This window comes from Arenibacter sp. P308M17, from assembly GCF_003426735.1.
In the GTDB taxonomy this organism is placed as follows: Bacteria; Bacteroidota; Bacteroidia; order Flavobacteriales; family Flavobacteriaceae; genus Arenibacter.
Map to the genome: position 1 here is coordinate 529,092 of NZ_QVON01000003.1, position 19,146 is coordinate 548,237.

17 protein-coding genes are annotated in these 19,146 nt (G+C 40.7%); 11 read left to right on the top strand and 6 right to left on the bottom strand.

What is annotated here, in order from left to right; genetic code table 11:
• Positions 1-60 precede the first annotated feature (60 nt).
• From D0S24_RS10190 to D0S24_RS10235, 10 genes are all read left to right on the top strand, one after another.
• Complete coding sequence (locus D0S24_RS10190) at positions 61-1,653, top strand: SulP family inorganic anion transporter (protein ID WP_117019761.1); 1,593 nt, start codon at positions 61-63, stop codon at positions 1,651-1,653.
• A gap of 5 nt (positions 1,654-1,658) precedes the next feature.
• Positions 1,659-2,504: a universal stress protein gene (locus D0S24_RS10195; RefSeq protein WP_117019762.1), complete on the top strand. Its 846-nt coding sequence runs from the start codon at positions 1,659-1,661 to the stop codon at positions 2,502-2,504.
• 16 nt (positions 2,505-2,520) lie between these two features.
• Positions 2,521-3,150 carry a carbonic anhydrase family protein gene (locus D0S24_RS10200; protein ID WP_117019763.1) on the top strand — a complete coding sequence of 210 codons (630 nt, stop codon included), beginning with the start codon at positions 2,521-2,523 and terminating at the stop codon, positions 3,148-3,150.
• Positions 3,151-3,376: 226 nt separating this feature from the next.
• The gene (locus D0S24_RS10205; protein WP_117019764.1) at positions 3,377-5,257 is read left to right on the top strand and encodes a SulP family inorganic anion transporter; all 1,881 of its coding nucleotides are present in this window, start codon (positions 3,377-3,379) and stop codon (positions 5,255-5,257) included.
• An 82-nt stretch (positions 5,258-5,339) separates the two neighbouring features.
• Positions 5,340-6,359, top strand: coding sequence for a phenylalanine--tRNA ligase subunit alpha (pheS, locus tag D0S24_RS10210; RefSeq protein WP_117019765.1), 1,020 nt, complete (start codon positions 5,340-5,342; stop codon positions 6,357-6,359).
• A gap of 334 nt (positions 6,360-6,693) precedes the next feature.
• On the top strand, positions 6,694-7,164 hold the full coding sequence (locus tag D0S24_RS10215) for a GbsR/MarR family transcriptional regulator (protein WP_147321447.1): 471 nt from the start codon (positions 6,694-6,696) through the stop codon (positions 7,162-7,164).
• Between the two features lie 53 nt (positions 7,165-7,217).
• On the top strand, positions 7,218-8,330 hold the full coding sequence (locus tag D0S24_RS10220) for an efflux RND transporter periplasmic adaptor subunit (RefSeq protein WP_117019767.1): 1,113 nt from the start codon (positions 7,218-7,220) through the stop codon (positions 8,328-8,330).
• Positions 8,331-8,339: 9 nt separating this feature from the next.
• A complete protein-coding gene (locus D0S24_RS10225) occupies positions 8,340-11,489 on the top strand; it encodes an efflux RND transporter permease subunit (protein WP_117019768.1) in 3,150 nt (1,049 codons plus the stop codon).
• Positions 11,482-12,885, top strand: a complete 1,404-nt coding sequence (locus tag D0S24_RS10230) for an efflux transporter outer membrane subunit (protein ID WP_251795763.1) — start codon at positions 11,482-11,484, stop codon at positions 12,883-12,885. The genes D0S24_RS10225 and D0S24_RS10230 overlap by 8 nt, the downstream gene beginning before the upstream one ends.
• Before the next feature lie 12 nt (positions 12,886-12,897).
• Positions 12,898-13,488: a TetR/AcrR family transcriptional regulator gene (locus tag D0S24_RS10235; RefSeq protein WP_117019770.1), complete on the top strand. Its 591-nt coding sequence runs from the start codon at positions 12,898-12,900 to the stop codon at positions 13,486-13,488.
• Positions 13,489-13,566: 78 nt separating this feature from the next.
• On the opposite strand, the gene D0S24_RS10240 is transcribed toward D0S24_RS10235, so the two are convergent.
• Together D0S24_RS10240 and D0S24_RS10245 are read right to left on the bottom strand one after the other, a co-directional pair.
• Positions 13,567-14,040 carry a CYTH domain-containing protein gene (locus D0S24_RS10240; RefSeq protein ID WP_117019771.1) on the bottom strand — a complete coding sequence of 158 codons (474 nt, stop codon included), beginning with the start codon at positions 14,038-14,040 and terminating at the stop codon, positions 13,567-13,569.
• 21 nt (positions 14,041-14,061) lie between these two features.
• Complete coding sequence (locus tag D0S24_RS10245) at positions 14,062-14,751, bottom strand: NAD-dependent epimerase/dehydratase family protein (RefSeq protein ID WP_117019772.1); 690 nt, start codon at positions 14,749-14,751, stop codon at positions 14,062-14,064.
• Positions 14,752-14,811: 60 nt separating this feature from the next.
• On the opposite strand from D0S24_RS10245, the gene dinB reads away from it, so the two are divergent.
• Positions 14,812-15,909, top strand: a complete 1,098-nt coding sequence (dinB, locus tag D0S24_RS10250; RefSeq protein ID WP_117019773.1) for a DNA polymerase IV — start codon at positions 14,812-14,814, stop codon at positions 15,907-15,909.
• 186 nt (positions 15,910-16,095) lie between these two features.
• Here the strand turns inward: dinB and D0S24_RS10255 are convergent, their stop codons facing one another.
• From D0S24_RS10255 to mbpA, 4 genes are all read right to left on the bottom strand, one after another.
• Entirely contained in the window at positions 16,096-17,226 is a 1,131-nt protein-coding gene (locus tag D0S24_RS10255) for a Fic family protein (RefSeq protein ID WP_117019774.1), read from the bottom strand.
• 227 nt (positions 17,227-17,453) lie between these two features.
• A complete protein-coding gene (locus tag D0S24_RS10260; protein ID WP_117019775.1) occupies positions 17,454-17,918 on the bottom strand; it encodes a DUF6730 family protein in 465 nt (154 codons plus the stop codon).
• A gap of 18 nt (positions 17,919-17,936) precedes the next feature.
• Positions 17,937-18,806, bottom strand: a complete 870-nt coding sequence (locus D0S24_RS10265) for a relaxase/mobilization nuclease domain-containing protein (RefSeq protein ID WP_117019776.1) — start codon at positions 18,804-18,806, stop codon at positions 17,937-17,939.
• Positions 18,803-19,099, bottom strand: a complete 297-nt coding sequence (mbpA, locus tag D0S24_RS10270) for a mobilization protein MbpA (RefSeq protein WP_117019888.1) — start codon at positions 19,097-19,099, stop codon at positions 18,803-18,805. Before mbpA ends, D0S24_RS10265 begins: the two co-directional genes overlap by 4 nt.
• Between the last annotated feature and the right edge of the window lie 47 nt (positions 19,100-19,146).

Here is a 19,146-nt window from a genome sequence, read left to right on the forward strand (position 1 = left end):
TATTTCGATTAATTAAAAACTTGTCCTTGATTCCCATCAAGGATTAAATTATTATTATATATGTTCAAAACTATTAAATCGGACCTTCCGGCTAGTATTGTAGTGTTTTTTGTTGCGTTACCTCTATGTTTGGGTATTGCTTTAGCCAGTGGGGCCCCCTTATTTTCAGGTTTAATTGCCGGTATAATCGGCGGAATTGTTGTTGGAGCCCTTAGTGGCTCAAAAATTGGTGTGAGTGGACCGGCAGCAGGACTGGCCGCAATTGTTTTGACCGCCATAGGCGCTTTGGGAGGGTATGAAAACTTTCTTGTTGCGGTGGTCTTAGGTGGCGTTATTCAATTGATTTTTGGTTTTTTAAAAGCCGGTGTTATCGGATACTATTTTCCATCTTCCGTAATTAAGGGCATGTTGACCGGAATTGGTATCATCATTATCTTAAAGCAGATTCCCAACTTTTTCGGTTATGATGAGGAGTCTGCCTGGGATCTGGAGTTTTTTGAGATTGATGGGGGAAACACCTTTTCCGAACTATTTACCATGCTTAGCAATATCCAGCCCGGAGCGGCTTTCGTAGGAATACTAAGTTTGGCACTTTTAATATTTTGGGATAAAGTATTGAGTAAAAAATCAAAAATCTTTCAGTTGATCCAAGGACCTTTTGTTGTGGTGGTTCTGGGTGTTATTTTCCATAAATTATTTCAGGGCAACGAAATAATGGCCATTGAAGGAAAACATTTAGTGAGTGTACCCATACCAGAAAGTGCCACGGACTTTTTTGGCCAGTTTAGCTTTCCCAATTTTGCGGTAATTACCAATGTGGATATTTGGGTTACGGCGTTTACGATTGCCTTGGTCGCCAGTTTGGAAACCTTGCTCTGTGTAGAGGCTGCCGACAAAATAGACCCCGATAAAAACGTAACCCCTACCAACAGGGAGCTGTTGGCACAAGGTACAGGTAATATTTTGTCCGGTCTAATTGGTGGTTTACCCATAACACAGGTAATTGTACGAAGTTCAACAAATATACAATCTGGAGGAAAAAGTAAATTATCAGCCATTTTTCACGGTATTTTGTTATTGGTATCGGTGATTTTGATTCCGAAATTGCTGAACATGATTCCACTATCCGTATTGGCCGCCGTACTTTTGGTTGTTGGGTATAAATTGGCAAAACCATCCTTGTTCAAAAAAATGTATAGTTTAGGTTGGAAACAATGGGCCCCATTTATTGTAACCGTAGTTGGAATCGTACTTACGGATCTACTTTTCGGTATAGGATTGGGATTAATGGTAGGAATAGTTGTTATTTTGCTAAAAAGCTACCAAAACTCGCACTTCCTTCATATTGAGGATAAGAGCAACGGCAAGCATAAAATAAAGATGACACTTGCCGAAGAAGTTACCTTTTTTAACAAAGGTGCCATTCTTAAGGAATTGGATAGCCTACCAAGGGATACCTATTTGGAAATAAATTTGCTCAAGACAAGATATCTCGATTATGATATTATAGAAATTCTGGACAACTTTTTAGTGAAGGCGAAAGAACGCAATATAGATATTCAACTGACTTCAAAGCGGGGTGTAGTTGAAAATCCGGAAAGTTTTACTGAATTCTTTAAAACAAGACCTAAATCCAAATTAAGTTTAAGCTAATAGGCATGGAAAAGAATAAACACCAAATAGCTTTATTCACCTTTTTAAAAGAGGACATATCCAGCCTGCTAACAAGTACGGTTGGTCTGGCTCAAATGATCAATGCGGAAATTGAAGTCTTACACATAACAAAGCCTACAGCGGTTATTAGGAAAGACAACCAGCTCTCGGCCATGCGCTCAATAAATAGGGAGCATATGCTGACGGACAAACGGATGAAAGAAATAGTATTGCCCATAATTGATAATTATGGAATCCCAATTACTTATTCCAGTACCCTTGGAAACATTAAAAATGAGTTGGTCAAATATCTAAACGAAAACAATCCGGACATTTTGGTTTTGGGAAGGGGCAGGAGCAACCCTATTAATACTGCCGATGATAGAATAATCAATTTTGTCCTTAGTGTTTTTAAAGGTCCCATTCTTATTGTTTCACCAGACAATGGTCTTGAGCCCGGCAAGAAGATAGGTATAGGCACATTAAATTGTTCCGAAGCGGCATTTGCCCCGTCCTTTACAGAGAACCTCTTTTTAAATGCGAACAGCACCTTGAGGTCGTTCAATATTGTTGAAACTTCATATGTGCTGCCATTGGCAGAGGATATTCTAGGACGCAAGACCATCAACTACGTTTTTGATCACAATGAGAATACGGTAAAAAATCTTCCTATTTATTTATCCAAAAACAATATAGACCTCTTGTTTTTGGAAAGAAGAAAAAAGAAAGAAAAAGGTCTATCCGAATTCTTGGTTACCTATGATATGGTAAGAAAATCGGATATTAATCTTATGATAACCGCTGAAGAATACGGTCAGAAGAACTATAATACAAAACTAAAAAAAACATAATTTAAAATAAATACATATGAAAGCACATACAAGAGAAACCCAAGCAACAATGACCCCTAGCAAAGCGTTGGCGTTTTTAAAGGAAGGCAACCAAAGATTTCAAAGCAACCTGAAAGCCAATAGAAACCTTCTTGAACAAGTGAACGATACGAGCGAAGGCCAGTTTCCTTTCGCAACCATTTTGAGTTGTATCGATTCCAGGGTTTCCGCCGAATTGGTATTTGATCAGGGCCTTGGGGATATCTTTAGCATTCGAATAGCAGGTAACTTTATAAACGAAGATATTCTGGGCAGTATGGAATTTGCTTCCAAACTTGCAGGAACCAAGCTAATCGTTGTTCTAGGACATACCAGCTGCGGTGCCATAAAAGGAGCGTGTGATCACGCAAGGTTGGGTAATCTTACCGCCTTGATCAAAAAAATTGAACCATCAGTGGAAGCCGTTAAAGAACCTTCTGACGAAAATTTAAGAAATTCCAAAAATCTTGAATTTGTGGATAAAGTTGCCGAAAAGAATGTAAATTTAGCGATGACAAATATACGCAGGCAAAGCCCCGTATTGGCCGAGATGGAAAAAAATGGGGAAATAAAAATTGTTGGCGCCATGTACGATGTCTCCAATGGGGAGGTTGTTTTCTACGAATAATATTTCCAATGAATTAGTAGGTCAATGTTGCCATATTGGCCTACTTTTAATTGAACCCAACATTTGGTTTCAATCCGAAGTATTGATTGCTTAAACTAATCTGGCATTAAATTCAATTTTATGAAATATCCATCAGCAATATTTTAAAACCTCCCGATAATTATCGGGACGAAAATGATTACTTGGATATTACATCTGACCGATAAAAAACAATAAATATAAACAGATGAAAAATCTTTTTTCGAATTTAAGAGGAGACCTTTTTGGTGGAATTACAGCAGGTATTGTGGCTCTTCCACTGGCTTTGGCCTTTGGTGTAAGTTCTGGGCTCGGACCTAGTGCCGGACTTTACGGAGCCATATTCATCAGTTTTTTTGCTGCACTTTTTGGAGGGACCAACACTCAAATATCCGGCCCAACCGCTCCAATGACGGCTGTAAGTATGGTGATTATAGCAGGTATTGTGGCTATTAATGACGGAAGCATAGAAAAGGCCCTCCCCGCCATTCTTATTGTATTTCTATTGGCCGGCCTTATGCAGATAGGTCTTGGTCTTATGGGAATAGGCAAGTACATTCGTTACATCCCTTATCCGGTGGTCTCTGGATTTATGACGGCCATTGGGGTCATTATATTGGTTACCCAAATTTTGCCATCTGTAGGGTATTATCCAAAAGAAGATGACGAGTTTGTCTCACAGTACAAACCAATGGCCGAGGAAATCATATTGGATAATATTCTTAAGGAAGAGGCTGGTGAAGGTATTCTGGTTTTGGAGGATTTTGAGGAAACGATCAAACGTGCTGGAGGTATTACACAAGATGACATGATCAAAGAAGCCAGAACCTTGGCCAAAAATGATGCTTCAGGAGTTATAGGGACCATAAAAGTGCTTCCCAGGGCCTTGCAGAACATCAATTGGCTAGAACTTATCTTAGCTTTATCCACAATTGGGATTATTTACGGTTTCAAAAAAATTACGACTGCCATACCAAGCGCATTGGTAGCCCTTATAGTTGTTTCGGGCGTGGCATACGGATTTGGATTCGATTACCGTCCAATTGATGAAATACCCAGTGGTTTCCCTGTACCCAATCTTGATATATTCACCGATTTTAAACTCGGCTCCATAACCCCATATATTTTTACCGCTTTGACCTTGGCGCTATTGGGAGCCATAGATTCGCTTTTGACCTCTGTAGTAGCGGATAACATGACCAAAACTAAGCACCAACCCAACAAAGAATTGGTAGGTCAGGGTATAGGCAACAGTATAGCGGCCATTTTCGGAGGAATCCCCGGAGCTGGTGCTACCATTCGTACCGTCGTAAACATAAACGCGGGGGGTAAGACCAAGCTATCAGGGATGACCGCAGGAGTATTGCTTTTGATCATTCTTTTAGCTATGGGCCCTATTGCATCACAAATTCCTGCAGCCGTTCTTGCCGGTATATTGATTACGGTAGGTATAGGGGTTATGGACTATAAAGGTCTGAAAGCCATACCAAGCTTGCCGAAAGACTTAAGTATAGGACCCATCAAATTCAGTTCCGAAGTTACCATTATGCTTGTTGTGCTGGTTCTTTCTTCGATATGGAATTTGGTCTATGCCGTAGGTGTTGGTCTGGTAATCGCCTCGTTAATGTTCATGAAAAAAATGGGGGATCTTACTGCAGAAAGATCAGATGTAAAAACCCTGGAACAAGAAAAAGGGTGGGCAGATGAAGCCAATTTTCCGAAAAATTTAAAAGATAAAGTCTTTATAAAACACATTAAAGGGCCCCTATTCTTTGGTTCTACCAGTGAATTCCAGGCATTGGCAAACCAAATTCCAAGGTCGGCATCAACGGTAATTATTCGTATGGACCGAATGCAATATATGGATCAATCCGGTCTTTACACTTTGGAAGATGTACTTATAGATTTACTTAATTCCAACATCGAGGTCTTGTTCGTAGATGTACTGGATCAGCCTCGTTACATGATGGAACGTGTAGGCCTAATTCCTGACCTGATACCACTGGAACGCATTTTTGACACCTTCGATGAATGTATTACGTACTTAAATAACAAAACAATTAAACAAAAGGCGGAAGCTTCGGCATAGGTCCACACTACCCCAATTTATGATGAAATATGTAGTCGGTAATGCTGTAAATAACTTAAATTTGCGGAATTAGCCGAACACCATGATCGATACCATAAAAAAACACATTACAGAGGTAGAAAATTTTTCTTCTACCGATATTGAAACCATTGAAGCATTTCGAATTAAATATTTAGGAAAAAAAGGGCTGTTCAATCACTTTTTTTCAGATTTTAAGGATGTTCCCAGTGATCAAAAAAGAGAGTTTGGACAAGTTATAAATCAACTAAAAACAGCGGCAACCGAAAAAGTTAATGCCTTAAGGGAAGCCCTCGAAAATAAAAAGGAGGAAAAGGGAATATATGGCGACTTAACAAGGCCGGGAGAACCTTTGCCCCTAGGTACACGCCATCCCATCTCCATAGTAAAAAATCAAATCATAGACATTTTTACAAGAATAGGCTTTAATGTATCCGAAGGGCCTGAAATTGAAGATGATTGGCATAACTTTACTGCACTAAACTTACCGGAATATCATCCGGCAAGGGATATGCAGGATACTTTTTTCATACAGACCGACCCAGATATCCTATTACGTACCCATACTTCATCCGTACAGGTGCGCTATATGGAAAGTAACACCCCTCCCATTAGGACCATATCTCCTGGAAGGGTATACAGGAACGAAGCCATCTCCGCAAGGTCGCATTGCTTTTTCCACCAGGTGGAAGGACTCTATATAGACAAGGACGTTTCTTTTGCGGATTTAAAGCAAACCCTACAATTTTTCACCACTGAGCTTTTCGGAAAATCCCAAATAAGGTTAAGACCCTCTTATTTCCCGTTTACAGAGCCCAGTGCAGAGGTAGATGTGTATTGGGGATTGGAAACGGATGCGGATTACAGAATTACAAAAGGGACCGGATGGTTAGAGATCGGGGGCTGTGGAATGGTAGACCCCAATGTACTTACAAATTGTAAAATAGATCCCAATGAGTACTCGGGCTTTGCCTTTGGTGTGGGAATTGATCGTATTGCGATGCTTTTGCACCAAATTACCGATATTCGATTGTTAAGTGAAAATGATATCCGTTTTTTAACGCAGTTCAAAAGTGCATTTTAATTTGTTCTTCCCAGATTCCGAAAGGAATCTTTCCATCAAGCAATAGTGCCATAGTATAAAGGCTACGGATTTTGAATTTCCTAGCCTTATAAAGATATGCTACACATCCTAAATCGGATCGTCACCAAAAACCCACTATCTTTAGAACGGACCTAGCAAGTACTTATGGGTTATGCCCATACATCTACCTTGCCTAAAGACTATACTTGGCACAAGCCTCCACTTAAACCCCATTCATATATCGAACTCACTTTATTAACAAATTCTTAACTTCGCTTAGTTTTGTTTGTTCAGAACCAATTGTATTTTTGCAGCAAATTTTAAAACTAAAATTTTGGAAGCACCTGTAAAAAAAGAATTGATCGAAGCCTTGGGAATGCACTTTGAAAACCTGTACAAAATGCCCCCATTAGCTACAAGAATTTACGCAATGCTCATCCTTACAGGTTCTGAGGGGCAAACTTTTGAAGAGTTAATGGAAGCTACGGAAGCCAGTAAAAGCTCTGTATCCACCAGTATCAATCTACTATTGCAAACCCAAAAGATAGAATATTTTACAAAACCAGGTGATCGTAAGCGTCATTTTAGAAAGAATGTAAACTACCTTAAAAACAGATTGGTGAATTATACGCAACAAGCGAACAAGGAATTAAAACTTTTTGAAATGACCTGTGCTTTTATGAAGCAAAATCACCAAGCATCTTATATTAAAAATGAAAAGTTAACCACTATTTATAGAGACTATCTGAAAGCTATAAAACTACTTATGGAAACTACCATCAATAAGCTTGATGAAATTAACTAACATATTCATCTTAAACATTTATCATACCTAAAATCAAAATCCTATATCATTCTATGAAACGTTCTCATTATTTTTATTTCGTTATTGGTCTGCTTGTGTTACAAGCTTGCAAACAACAACCACAACAACAAGCTCCCGTAGCACTACCTTATCCGGTAATATCTATTCCAACAAAAACAGTTATTGCCCATAACATATATCCGGCCAGTGTTGAAGGTACAAATAACAGCAGTGTACGTGCCAAAGTACCGGGATATATCACTCAAGTACAGGTGGATGAGGGCCAAAAAGTAAGAAAGGGACAGGTCCTTTTTAAACTGGAAACACAATCATTAAGTCAGGATGCCGAAGCAGCAAAGGCCAATATTAATGCAGCGCAGGTGGAAGTGGACAAGTTAATTCCGTTAGTAGAAAAAAACATCATCAGCAGTGTTCAATTGGAAACCGCCAAAGCCAAATTAGCACAAGCCAAGAGCGGCTATAGCAGTATTGCTGCCAACATAGGCTATGCAACCATTAAAAGTCCCATAGATGGCTATGTGGGCTCCATTCCGTTTCGCGAAGGCGCTTTGGTTAGCCCATCGGACCCACAACCATTGACGACGGTCTCTACAACAGAGGATGTGTATGTGTTTTTTGCCTTAAACGAAAAGGATTATCTGAATTTTTTGAAAACAACCAAAGGAACCACCCGTGACGAAAAAGTGAAAAACTTCCCGGAGGTGGAATTGGAATTGGCTACAGGAACCATTTATGACCAAAAAGGTAAAATCGAAACGGTTACCGGCCAAATTAACAAAACTACGGGAACGGTAACTTTTAGGGCAAAATTCCCAAACCCCAACGGTTTGTTGGCCAATGGCAGCAGTGGTGCCATCCATATTCCGAAAACCTATGAAAATACCCTTGTGGTTCCTGAATCGGCGACTTATGAACAACAAGGCATTGTCTATGCTTATAAAGTGCAGGGAGACACCTTGGCCATAAGTATACCTATAGGTGTTTTAGACCGCGTGGACGGTTTGGTAGTTTTGGATTCAGGATTAAAAAAAGGCGATCATATCGTTGGCAGCGGTGTTGGAAAACTGCGCAACAATACCCCAATTGTACCACAAATGGTTGAATTTGATAGTATCGCTAACGGATTAAAAACAGTATTCAAATAAGATAATCGTATGTTCAAACAATTTATAGACCGTCCGGTTTTATCAACGGTCATCTCTATCGTATTAGTTATTTTGGGAGTGCTGGGAATTTCCACGCTTCCAACGACACAATATCCCGAAATTGCACCACCGACCGTACAAGTGAGCGCCAATTATCCAGGAGCCAATGCACAAACCGTACTGGAAAGTGTAATCATTCCCATCGAGGAACAAATCAATGGCGTGGAAGGGATGACCTATATTACTTCTACTGCCAGTAATAATGGTAGTGCACAAATACAAGTGTTTTTTGAGCAGGGTGTTGACCCGGATATTGCAGCCGTTAACGTTCAAAACCGTGTAGCACGTGCCAATCCGTTATTGCCAAGGGAAGTAACACAGTCCGGTGTTATTACCCAAAAACAGCAAACAAGTGCCTTAATGTTTTTGACGGTGTACTCCGAAAACGAAGCTTATGATGGTACGTATATTCAAAATTACCTAAATATCAATGTACTTCCAAGATTAAAACGTATCAAAGGTGTAGGGGACGTTTCCATTTTTGGTTTAAAGAACTACGCCATGCGTGTTTGGTTGCATCCAGAGAAATTAGCCGCCTATCAATTGGTGCCCGAAGATATCACGGCAGTTATCAATGAACAAAGCCGTGAGGCTGCTGCAGGTTCTTTAGGGCAGAACAATGCTGAAGCTTTTGAATATGTATTAAAATACAGTGGCCGATACAAGGAAGCGTCCCAATATGAAAATATTGTTATCAAAGCTTTGGATAATGGGCAATTTTTATATTTAAAGGATGTTGCTACAGTAGAATTGGATGCTGAAGGTTATGGCGCCATTTCTTTTACCAATGGAAATCCAGGCGTAAGTATGGCCGTGTATCAAACACCAGGTTCCAACGCCCAGGAAATTATTGAAACCATCCATGAAGAGTTGGAGGTGTTACGGGCAGAATTTCCCAAGGGTATGACCTATATTGTCAATTTTGATACCAACGAATTTTTAACAGCGTCTATTGACAAAGTGATTATGACCCTACTTGAGGCATTTGCTTTGGTGTTTATAGTAGTGTTCTTGTTTTTACAGGATGTACGTTCTACCTTGATTCCCGCTATTGCAGTTCCGGTCTCCATTATTGGTACGTTCTTTTTCTTGAACCTTTTCGGATATTCCATTAACTTATTAACGCTTTTCGCCTTGGTGCTGGCCATCGGCATTGTGGTGGATGATGCCATTGTGGTCGTGGAAGCCGTCCATGCCAAATTGGAAGAAGGTGCCAATTCTGCCATGGAAGCCACCAAAACTGCCATGGATGAAATTACGGGCGCGATTATATCGATTACCTTGGTAATGGCAGCGGTATTCATACCTGTAACGTTCATTACGGGCCCAACGGGTGTTTTCTATGAGCAATTTGGTATTACCTTGATGGTGGCTATTGCCATATCCGCTGTGAATGCATTGACCTTGAGTCCAGCATTGAGTGCTTTGTTCTTAAAAGCACATACGCATGAAGGCGAAAAGAAAAAGAATTTTGCAGATCGTTTCTTTATAGCATTTAATGTGGCTTTTGATAGAACGACCAAACGCTATGTGCAATCCCTTGGCTTTTTATTTAAGCATAAATGGATAACGGGTGCTATATTGATTGCATCGTTAGCTGGTATTTTTTGGGCAGCCAATACCACCCCCACGGGCTTTGTTCCCGATGAGGATAGAGGATTGATTTTTGCCAATATCGAATTGCCGGCAGGTGCCACTATTGACCGTACGGTAGCGGCAACCAATGAATTGAATAATCGCATAAAAGACATTCCGGGTATTTCCGATGTGTCCTTGGTCAACGGTTTCAGTATCATCAGTGGTGCAGGAAGCAACTATGGTATTGCCTTTATCAAATTGGATAACTGGAGCGAGCGTAAGGAAGATTCAAAATCGGTGGAAGCCATTACAGGTCAATTATTTGGAATAGCAGCAACGATTCCTGAAGCAAATATGTTGTTCTTTGCGCCACCTAGTGTACCGGGTTTTGGTCTGTCGGCAGGTTTTGAAATGAAAGTATTGGATCAGTCGGGGGGTTCGTTTAACGAATTGAGTGCAGTGACCCAGAGTTATCTGCAAGAATTGATGAAACGTCCAGAAATACAATATGCGCAAACGTCATTTAATACCAATTATCCACAGTATGAAATAGATGTCAATATTACCAAAACGAAAGAAGCTGGTATTTCAGTAAGTTCTATACTAACAACCTTACAAGGTTATATAGGAAGTATCTATGCAGCCGATTTTTCGCGCTACGGAAAGCAATACCGGGTGTATGTACAGGCCTTACCGGAAGACAGGGCAACCACCGAAAACCTTAATAGTTTGTTTGTTAGGAATGAGGAGGGTGCTATGGCCCCAATTACGGAGTTCATCAACTTAAAACGTGTATATGGCCCGCAATCCGCAACACGTTTTAATCTGTTCAATTCGGCAAGTGTCAATGGTGCAGCAGCTCCGGGCTATTCTTCCGGAGATGCTATTGCTGCGGTACAGGAAGTGAGTGCTACCGCATTGCCCAATAATTATACTGTGGATTTCTCAGGATTGACACGTGAGGAAATTAACGCAGGCAACCAGACGACCTTTATCTTTATATTGAGTATTTTGTTTGTGTACTTTATTTTGGCAGCACAGTATGAAAGTTATTTATTACCATTTGTGGTACTGTTTTCATTGCCCGTTGGCGTTATGGGTGCTTATGTGACCACAAAACTCGCAGGGTTGGAAAACAACGTATATTTCCAGATTGCATTGATTATGCTCTTGGGATTATTGGCCAAGAATGCCATTTTGATTGTCGAATTTGCTATACAACGGCGGCGACATGGCTATAGCCGAAAAGATGCCGCTTTTGAGGCAGCCAAAGTAAGGTTGCGACCTATTTTGATGACGTCGTTTGCGTTTATTATCGGACTCTTACCATTGGTATTTTCAGGTGGAATTGGTGCCAGAGGAAACAATGCCATAGGTACAGGTGCTGTAGGCGGACTTTTAATTGGAACCATTCTGGGGGTATTCATCATCCCAATATTGTACATTCCTTTCCAATGGATGCAAGACAAAGTAAGTAGAAAACCAGAACCAACAACAATTACAACCCATGATCATGAATAAAACATATATAGGCAAATTTTCAATCATCATCATTGTAGCACTCACCCTACAATCATGCTTCGTAGCGAAAAACTATGACCGACCCGATTTAAAGGAAATCGACAATCTGTACCGAACGGACCATATTGATACCGACAGTACTTCAACTGCAGCCCTTTCCTGGAAGGAACTCTTTCCGGACCCGTTTCTATCGGAATATATAGAAGAAGGGCTTCAGAACAATTTGGATATACGGATCGCCGTCCAGCAAATTGCTGCGGCAGAATCATATATGAAACAGGGTAAAATGGGCTATTTGCCCTCATTGGACGCAAAAGCATCCATGACCCATCAGGAATTGGCTGCAAACAGCCAATTTGGTTCTTTTTTTAGCGGATCCCTAGAACAATTCGAGCTCACGGGAAATTTATCCTGGGAAGCCGATATATGGGGCAAGATACGCAGTAACCAAAGAGCTACCCAAGCATCCTACCTACAAAGTACGGCGGCCCATCAGGCAGTAAAAACAAGGCTTATTTCGGAAATTGCATCCAATTACTATCTGCTATTGGCCCTGGACAAACAACATAAAATTACGGAAGAGACCATTGAAAACAGAAAGAAAAGTCTACAGACCATTCAGGCGCTTAAAGAAGCGGGCAATGTTACCCAAGTAGCCGTAGATCAAACAGCGGCTCAATTGTACAATGCCCAGGCCCTGCTCATAGATATTGAAAAAAACGTTTTTAGAACCGAAAATGTACTTGCCATACTATTGGGCAAGCCCGCTACCAGTATAGATCGTAACTCTTTGGAAAACCAAACCGTAACCACAGATCTAAACATTGGTCTTCCTGCCTATTTATTGGCCAACCGCCCAGATGTGCTTGCTGCAGAATACAAGCTTGTGAATGCATTTGAACTTACCAATGTGGCCAAAAGCAATTTCTATCCCTCTTTGACCATAACGGGGGCAGGAGGCTTCCAGAGTTTGGAATTTAAAGAGTGGTTTAGTTCCGGTTCCCTATTTGCCACTATGGTAGGGGGAATTACCCAGCCAATTTTCAATAAAAGAAGGATCAGGACCCAATATGAGGTGGCCAAGGCCCAAAAAGAGGAAAGTCTGTTAAACTATAAAAAAACTCTTTTGATAGCGGGACAGGAAGTTTCCAATGCCTTGTACGAATATGAGGCTGAAACCCGAAAATATGAATACCGAAAGAATGAGGTGGAAACCTTGCGCAACGCCGAACTTAACTCAGAGGTCCTTTTGAACAATGGATTTGGCACCTATTTGGATTTGTTGACCGCAAGGCAAAATGCCTTGAGTGCCGAGCTAAACATCATAGACAACAAATTACAGCAGTTACAAGCAGTAGTGGAACTATATAGGGCTTTGGGAGGCGGATGGAAATAAACTGGCCGACGGATGGAAAGTAAAGAGGAGTTTTTGGAATTTACCATTTCCAAATTTTTAAGGTATGGTAGCAAAAGGTTTACGTTGGACGATTTGGCCAATGAAATCGGTATTTCAAAAAAAACGATCTATCAACACTTTACCAACAAGGAAGCCTTGGTTTATGAAAGCCTTAAGTTTTTATTGGATAAGATAAAGCTGGAAATCCTTAGAGGAGTGGAAAAAGAGAAGTCGGACCCTATTTTGGCAATCATATGCATCTATAAAATAGGGTTGGACCATCTTAGGACATTTAGCCCAACCTTCCTATTTGGCCTTAAAAAATATTATCCAAAAGCCAATGAGGTGTTCTATAGCTTTAGGGCTGAAATCAATGCAATTATCATAAACCTGCTCAGCGAAGCCCAGCAAATCGGTTCCATTAGGAAGACCGTAAACCTTGAACTGACTTTCGAACTTTTCCTCAATCAATTTGAACTTAATATTTTTTTAAAAAATAACTTATTCGAAAAATATTCGAATAAAGAACTTTTACAACATTTGATCGTGCACAACCTACAGGGAATATGCAGTAAAAAATATTCGAACAATTTTTTTGAATAAGATGCATTATGCCCTTGCCCATCAGCCATTAAACCGCTAAAGTTGGTTTTCCAACAACCACTTTAGCGGTTTAAATTTTTATCCCTTCCAATTCTTAAAAGGGTTTTTGCTCAGTTGTGAATTGTAATATTTGGTAATTGCAGTTACTTCCTCCCCCAACCATTGAGGCTTTAAAAAATCCTCATCTTCATGCCCCAATTCAATTTCGGCAATTATTAATCCCGAATTATCCCCCAAAAACTCATCCACCTCAAACATATGTTTCCCAACTTCAACATAGTATCTCAGCTTATCTATTGCCCCGGGCTCGGACAATTTGATCAGGGCATCGGCTTCCTTGACCGATATTTCCTTTTCCCATTCAAAACGCGTTGTGCCATTCCGGTTGCCCTTTCCCTTCACGGTAATATACCCCTTGTCCCCCTTTATCCTTATCCTTACGGTCCTTAAGGGATCGGTATTCAAAAAGCCTTGTACAATTCGTTCCTTTCGGATTGCCTCCTTCTTAAACTCTTCCGAATCCACTAAAAATTTTCGCTCTATTTCTATCATCCAAAAAACGTGGTATTTAAATTAGGGTCGATTGTGGTACAACTTTTTAATTTTATCGGACGGAATCCTTGATTTTTCATAAGGATGGCTGGCCAGCCAGACCATGGCGCCCGCAATAACCTCTGGTGGAATGGCCCTAAATTTCTCCAAAGGGCCGATGAGGACCAAATTAAGTACTTTCATAAACTGTTTGGCCAACCATTCCCCTACCCGTTTCTCCTCTCTTTTTCCTCCAATTAAGGAAGGTTGTAAAATATGGGTCTTGGGAATATCGCATTTTAGGACAGCTTCTTCCATTTCCCCTTTTAACCTATTATAGGTCACCCTGCTTTTGGCATTGGCCCCCAGGGCGGAAATAACCAAGAAGGTCCCTATGCCAATGGATCGGCATAATTTGGCGGCCGAAACCGGGATCCCAAAATCTATCTTTCTGTACATTTCCGCATCGGGGGTCTTTGCTTTGGTGGTGCCAATACAGCAAAAAACTTCATCGGCAACAAAATAATCCTTAAAACCTTCCAATTGCAATAGATCGCCAATATGCTCCTCCAACTTAGGGTGGGAAAACCCAATACTGTTCCTGGTAAAGATCCTTACTTTCCCATAGCGTTCATCTTTTAGCAATATCTGCACTAAATACCCCCCTGTTAGCCCGGTAGCGCCCAATACTATGGCCGTTTTCTCCTTCGGTTTGCTCTGTTCCTTCCCCATTTGGCACGTTTAACAATTTAGTTGGGGCCATATAGCTCCAACTTGTTATAAATTTACGGTATGAAATTGGATTTCCCGCAACGAAAAATAATCCATATAGATATGGACGCCTTTTACGCCTCCGTAGAACAAATGGATAATCCTGCCTTAAAAGGCAAGCCTGTGGCCGTTGGTGGGGCCGAAAAAAGGGGTGTGGTCTCTGCCGCCAGTTACGAGGCAAGGAAATTTGGCGTCCGCAGCGCCATGAGCGGTTATTTGGCCAAAAAGAACTGTCCCGATCTAATCTTCGTACCCCTTCGATTTGACCGTTATAAGGAAATTTCCCATAAAATTAGAACCATATTTTTCGATTATACGGATTTAGTGGAACCGCTTTCATTGGACGAGGCCTATCTGGACGTTACAATCAATAAAAAAGGCAATCCTTCGGCCTCACTTATCGCAGAAGAGATTAGGCAACGCATCTTGGAGGAAGTAGGGTTAACTGCCTCTGCAGGGATATCCATTAACAAATTCATCGCCAAAGTGGCCAGCGACTACAACAAGCCCAATGGCCAAAAAACAGTGAACCCGGAAGAAGTAATATCCTTTTTGGAGGATTTGGAAATCCGGAAATTCTATGGGGTGGGAAAGGTTACGGCCGACAAAATGTACCATCTTGGAATATTTACCGGTAAGGAACTTAAGCAGAAATCCCTCGAATTTTTAAGGGAAAATTTTGGTAAAAGTGGCGATTACTACTACCATGTGGTAAGGGGGATTCACAACAGTGAGGTAAAGCCCAATAGAATTCCAAAATCGGTGGGTGCCGAGCGTACTTTCGATGAAAACCTCAGTAGTGAGATCTTTATGCTCCAAAGAATGGACAATATTGCCACGGAACTTGAAAAGCGCCTAAAAAAATCAAAGATATCCGGAAAAACCATAACCCTTAAAATAAAATATAGCGATTTTACCCTTCAAACACGGAGTAAGACCTTAGCTTATTATATTGCCGACAAATCCTTGATATTGGAAACCACCAAGGAGCTGCTCTACCAAGAAAAATTGGAAAATTCGGTTCGCCTTCTAGGAATATCCCTGTCCAATTTAAATACGGAAAAAAATGAACCCCTGGAGCAAAAAGTGCTTAGCGTACAATTAAAATTCGATTTTTAAGATATAATAATAATTGCCAATCTTCCGTTGGCGCGAGCCTGCCTTTGCATAAAAATCCCTAAATTGAAAAAAATAAAAGGATTAATCCCCATAGCATGCTAAGCGCAAGTGTAAAAAATGAACTCTTTTTTAAAATCTGAATTCAAATTAATTATCTTTCTTAGAAGATGTTTTTAATTAAGTTGGTTACAGCTTGTCTTTAAATAAATCAACATAGTCTTTAAAAATATAGAGTCGTCCTCGTTGACCTCCGGTAATTTCGTGCAGAATCTCAAGCTCCTCTAAAGACGCTATTAATTTGTATGCGGATACATTGGATTTTTGAATAATTTTTTCCACCCGGTTTACATCAATGACCGGTCTGGAGTAAAGACTTTCTATAACCAAGCGTGCATCTACACTTCTGTTTCCCAAGGTCTTTAATTTAATGTCCAGTGTCTTTTGTAACTGCATGATACTATCAAATGTGGTTACACCCGACTTTGCTGTTTCAACAACACCGCTCAGAAAAAATTTGAACCATTGGGAAAGGTCATTATGTGTTCTTACCCGCATCAGGTTATCATAATACAGTATTCTATTTTTTTCAAAAAAGTCCGACAAGTATAAAATAGGTTGTTTTAAAATTCCCTTGCTTACCAGATATAGTGTGATCAATAACCTTCCAACCCTTCCATTACCATCCAAAAAAGGATGTATAGTTTCGAATTGATAATGTATCAATGCGATTTTTAACAGATCGGGTAAATGATTGAGTTCGTCATGGGCAAATTTTTCGATGTCCGACATTAAGTCGTTTATTGAAGTATGGACGGGAGGAATAAATACAGCGTCATTTATTGTGGCGCCGCCAATCCAGTTTTGGCTAGTCCTGTATTCTCCGGGCAACTTGTTTTGTCCCCTTACTCCTTGTAATAATATCTTATGGGTCTGCTTAATAAGTCTCGACGAAAAGGGAAGCCTGTGTAACATTTTTACAGCCTCGTTCATTGCGGCAATATAGTTTTGAACTTCTTCCCAATCATCCCTTTTTTCAACGGATATTTCGTCCTTTTTGAGAAAGGCCTCCTCCATGTTAGTTTGTGTGCCTTCTATCTTAGAGGATTGTGTGGCCTCTTTCGCAATGTGCATACTTATGAATAGTTCAATGTTGACATATTCCGAATACATATCCAATCTGCCCAATTGCCTATCCGCTTTACTTAATAGTGCAAGTACTTCCATATCTTCAATTTGCCATTGTTTATGGACCGGATTAGGCTGAAAACTTTTATAATAGCCTTGATTAATTTGCGTACCGGAAACGAAATTCTTCATAATTGATTTCCTTTATTTAAATTGTTGTTAGTTAACAAATATACTAATTACCTTTAATAATTAAATCACTATTTAAGTTTTATCCCAAATAAATTAAATAACATTATATTTATTTAAATGTTTATAGTAAAAACCCAAATCTTACAAAAACTTTGCGCTTGGATCCTGATTCGATTTTATAGCGTTCGGGGGGATAAGCGTTAAATAAAATCGAATTAGGGCGCAACCTACTTTTGACCTGGCTTTCTTTCCTCATTAGACCATATCAAAAAGTGCTTGTAGATATCAGGATGCTCTTTAAAATAGCTATTCAGTTCCGTTGGATTGGCTGCTTTTCCCTCTTCGAAAGCCTTCTCCTTTTCTTCTTCGAACTGTACCACCTGGTAGCCCAAATAGCCCGAAATGGATAAAGAAATAATTAATATCAAACTGACCATGAACAATAGCCATTCAGGGATGATCTGCGACTTTTTCAACTGCTCCCCTATTTGGTTGGTTCTTGTATCCTGCCCTTGGAAATGATCCCCCTGTGTTCTGTTGAGTTCCTTCAGTTCTTTTCTGATCGCCGAAATATCCTGTACCGTTTCCGAACCCGTGAGTTCCTTGCTCAAGGTCTCCAGTTTCACCAACATCCGTTTCAATCCTTCAACTTCGTCCGTCAATAGTTCCGTAATCTCGTCCAACTTTGCCATATTATTTTCGTTTTATCATTAGTATCCTATCTCGAATACCGCACTTTTTTGGATCGATTGTTTGATGACCTGTTTTGCCAACTTCAAGGCGATATTCCCGCTGAGCTGCGTGGCCCTTCCCATGAGGCTGACTGTATTGTCCTTGTTCTTGACGAAGCCCTTACCCGCGTTTTCCCCTATCCCCATCACCAATCTACTGCCCGACATGGAACGGTGCACCTCGCTCCCCTTTAAACTATGCTCCTTGTATTCAAACCGGAACCCTTGTAGTTGGTTGGACTTGTTGATGCTTGGGACTACCTTTATGTCCTTTTCTTCCATTAATCTTATGTACCGGTCCAGGTCCTTGGGGCGGTATTCTGCCATGACCTTTTCATGGACCTGTTTGATCTCAAATCGTATAAGTTTGATCCGGTCCAGCTTTTCCTGTTGCACCTCCCTTGCCGTGGTAAGCCCCATTTCCCTGGCAACATTTTCTGCGGCCTGTTGGCTCTTCTTTCCGATAAAACTGTCGTTATAGGCCCTACCGTTAAAATCGATGCGGTTCACGTATAAATGGACATGGGTATGTTGTTGGTCCCTATGTACAAAGCCGATGGCCTGGTGCTCCTGTAGTTTCATTTCCTTGAGGAATTTTTCCGTGATCTCGCCAAGCGACTTGGCGCTCAGCTTCTTTCCCTCCTCAATGGTAGGGCTGAGGACAAAGCTCAGGGTATTGTTGGTGCACCTGGTATTCTGTTCTTGGATGATCTTGAATTCCTCCGTAATCTCTTTTGGAGTTTCCCCGGCCAGATGTTTGGAGTATACCACCTCGGCATCCTTCTCCTGGTTCCAGCCATATTGCATGGAAGCCCTGGTGTGCGATATCGATTTTCCCTTGCCTATCATTTTTTGAAATTGTAAAGATGGTTCCGTATTTCCTCGGCCAGTTTTGTGACCTCTTCCGCCAGTTTGGGATTTCGTTTGCGGAACATGTTCCCGATCAGCTTAAAGTTTGTTGCATATTGGATCAGCATCTTATAGATGTCTATCTGTTCCTCCGTCAAGCGTTCGACGATCCTGTCCCCGAAGGCGGCACGACGGCAATATTCGCTCACGCTCAGGCCGCTCTTTTTGGCCTTGATCCTGAGCAGTTTCTTCTCGAAGAGGGAACACCGGAATTTGATGTAGGTCCTTTTCATTTTTTGTTTCTTTGCGACCATCGGGAGCAAAGCAAGATCGTCTTTGT

Excerpts from the sequence above, each read along its gene's own strand:
- D0S24_RS10240 (WP_117019771.1), bottom strand. The coding sequence starts at position 14,040 with ATGATAGAAATAGAGCGAAAATTTTTAGTGGATTCGGAAGAGTTTAAG.
- pheS (WP_117019765.1), top strand. The coding sequence starts at position 5,340 with ATGATCGATACCATAAAAAAACACATTACAGAGGTAGAAAATTTTTCT.
- D0S24_RS10200 (WP_117019763.1), top strand. The coding sequence starts at position 2,521 with ATGAAAGCACATACAAGAGAAACCCAAGCAACAATGACCCCTAGCAAA.
- D0S24_RS10235 (WP_117019770.1), top strand. The coding sequence starts at position 12,898 with ATGGAAAGTAAAGAGGAGTTTTTGGAATTTACCATTTCCAAATTTTTA.
- D0S24_RS10220 (WP_117019767.1), top strand. The coding sequence starts at position 7,218 with ATGAAACGTTCTCATTATTTTTATTTCGTTATTGGTCTGCTTGTGTTA.
- D0S24_RS10205 (WP_117019764.1), top strand. The coding sequence starts at position 3,377 with ATGAAAAATCTTTTTTCGAATTTAAGAGGAGACCTTTTTGGTGGAATT.
- mbpA (WP_117019888.1), bottom strand. The coding sequence starts at position 19,099 with ATGAAAAGGACCTACATCAAATTCCGGTGTTCCCTCTTCGAGAAGAAA.
- D0S24_RS10230 (WP_251795763.1), top strand. The coding sequence starts at position 11,482 with ATGAATAAAACATATATAGGCAAATTTTCAATCATCATCATTGTAGCA.
- D0S24_RS10225 (WP_117019768.1), top strand. The coding sequence starts at position 8,340 with ATGTTCAAACAATTTATAGACCGTCCGGTTTTATCAACGGTCATCTCT.
- D0S24_RS10245 (WP_117019772.1), bottom strand. The coding sequence starts at position 14,751 with ATGGGGAAGGAACAGAGCAAACCGAAGGAGAAAACGGCCATAGTATTG.
- dinB (WP_117019773.1), top strand. The coding sequence starts at position 14,812 with ATGAAATTGGATTTCCCGCAACGAAAAATAATCCATATAGATATGGAC.
- D0S24_RS10260 (WP_117019775.1), bottom strand. The coding sequence starts at position 17,918 with ATGGCAAAGTTGGACGAGATTACGGAACTATTGACGGACGAAGTTGAA.
- D0S24_RS10190 (WP_117019761.1), top strand. The coding sequence starts at position 61 with ATGTTCAAAACTATTAAATCGGACCTTCCGGCTAGTATTGTAGTGTTT.
- D0S24_RS10195 (WP_117019762.1), top strand. The coding sequence starts at position 1,659 with ATGGAAAAGAATAAACACCAAATAGCTTTATTCACCTTTTTAAAAGAG.
- D0S24_RS10255 (WP_117019774.1), bottom strand. The coding sequence starts at position 17,226 with ATGAAGAATTTCGTTTCCGGTACGCAAATTAATCAAGGCTATTATAAA.
- D0S24_RS10265 (WP_117019776.1), bottom strand. The coding sequence starts at position 18,806 with ATGATAGGCAAGGGAAAATCGATATCGCACACCAGGGCTTCCATGCAA.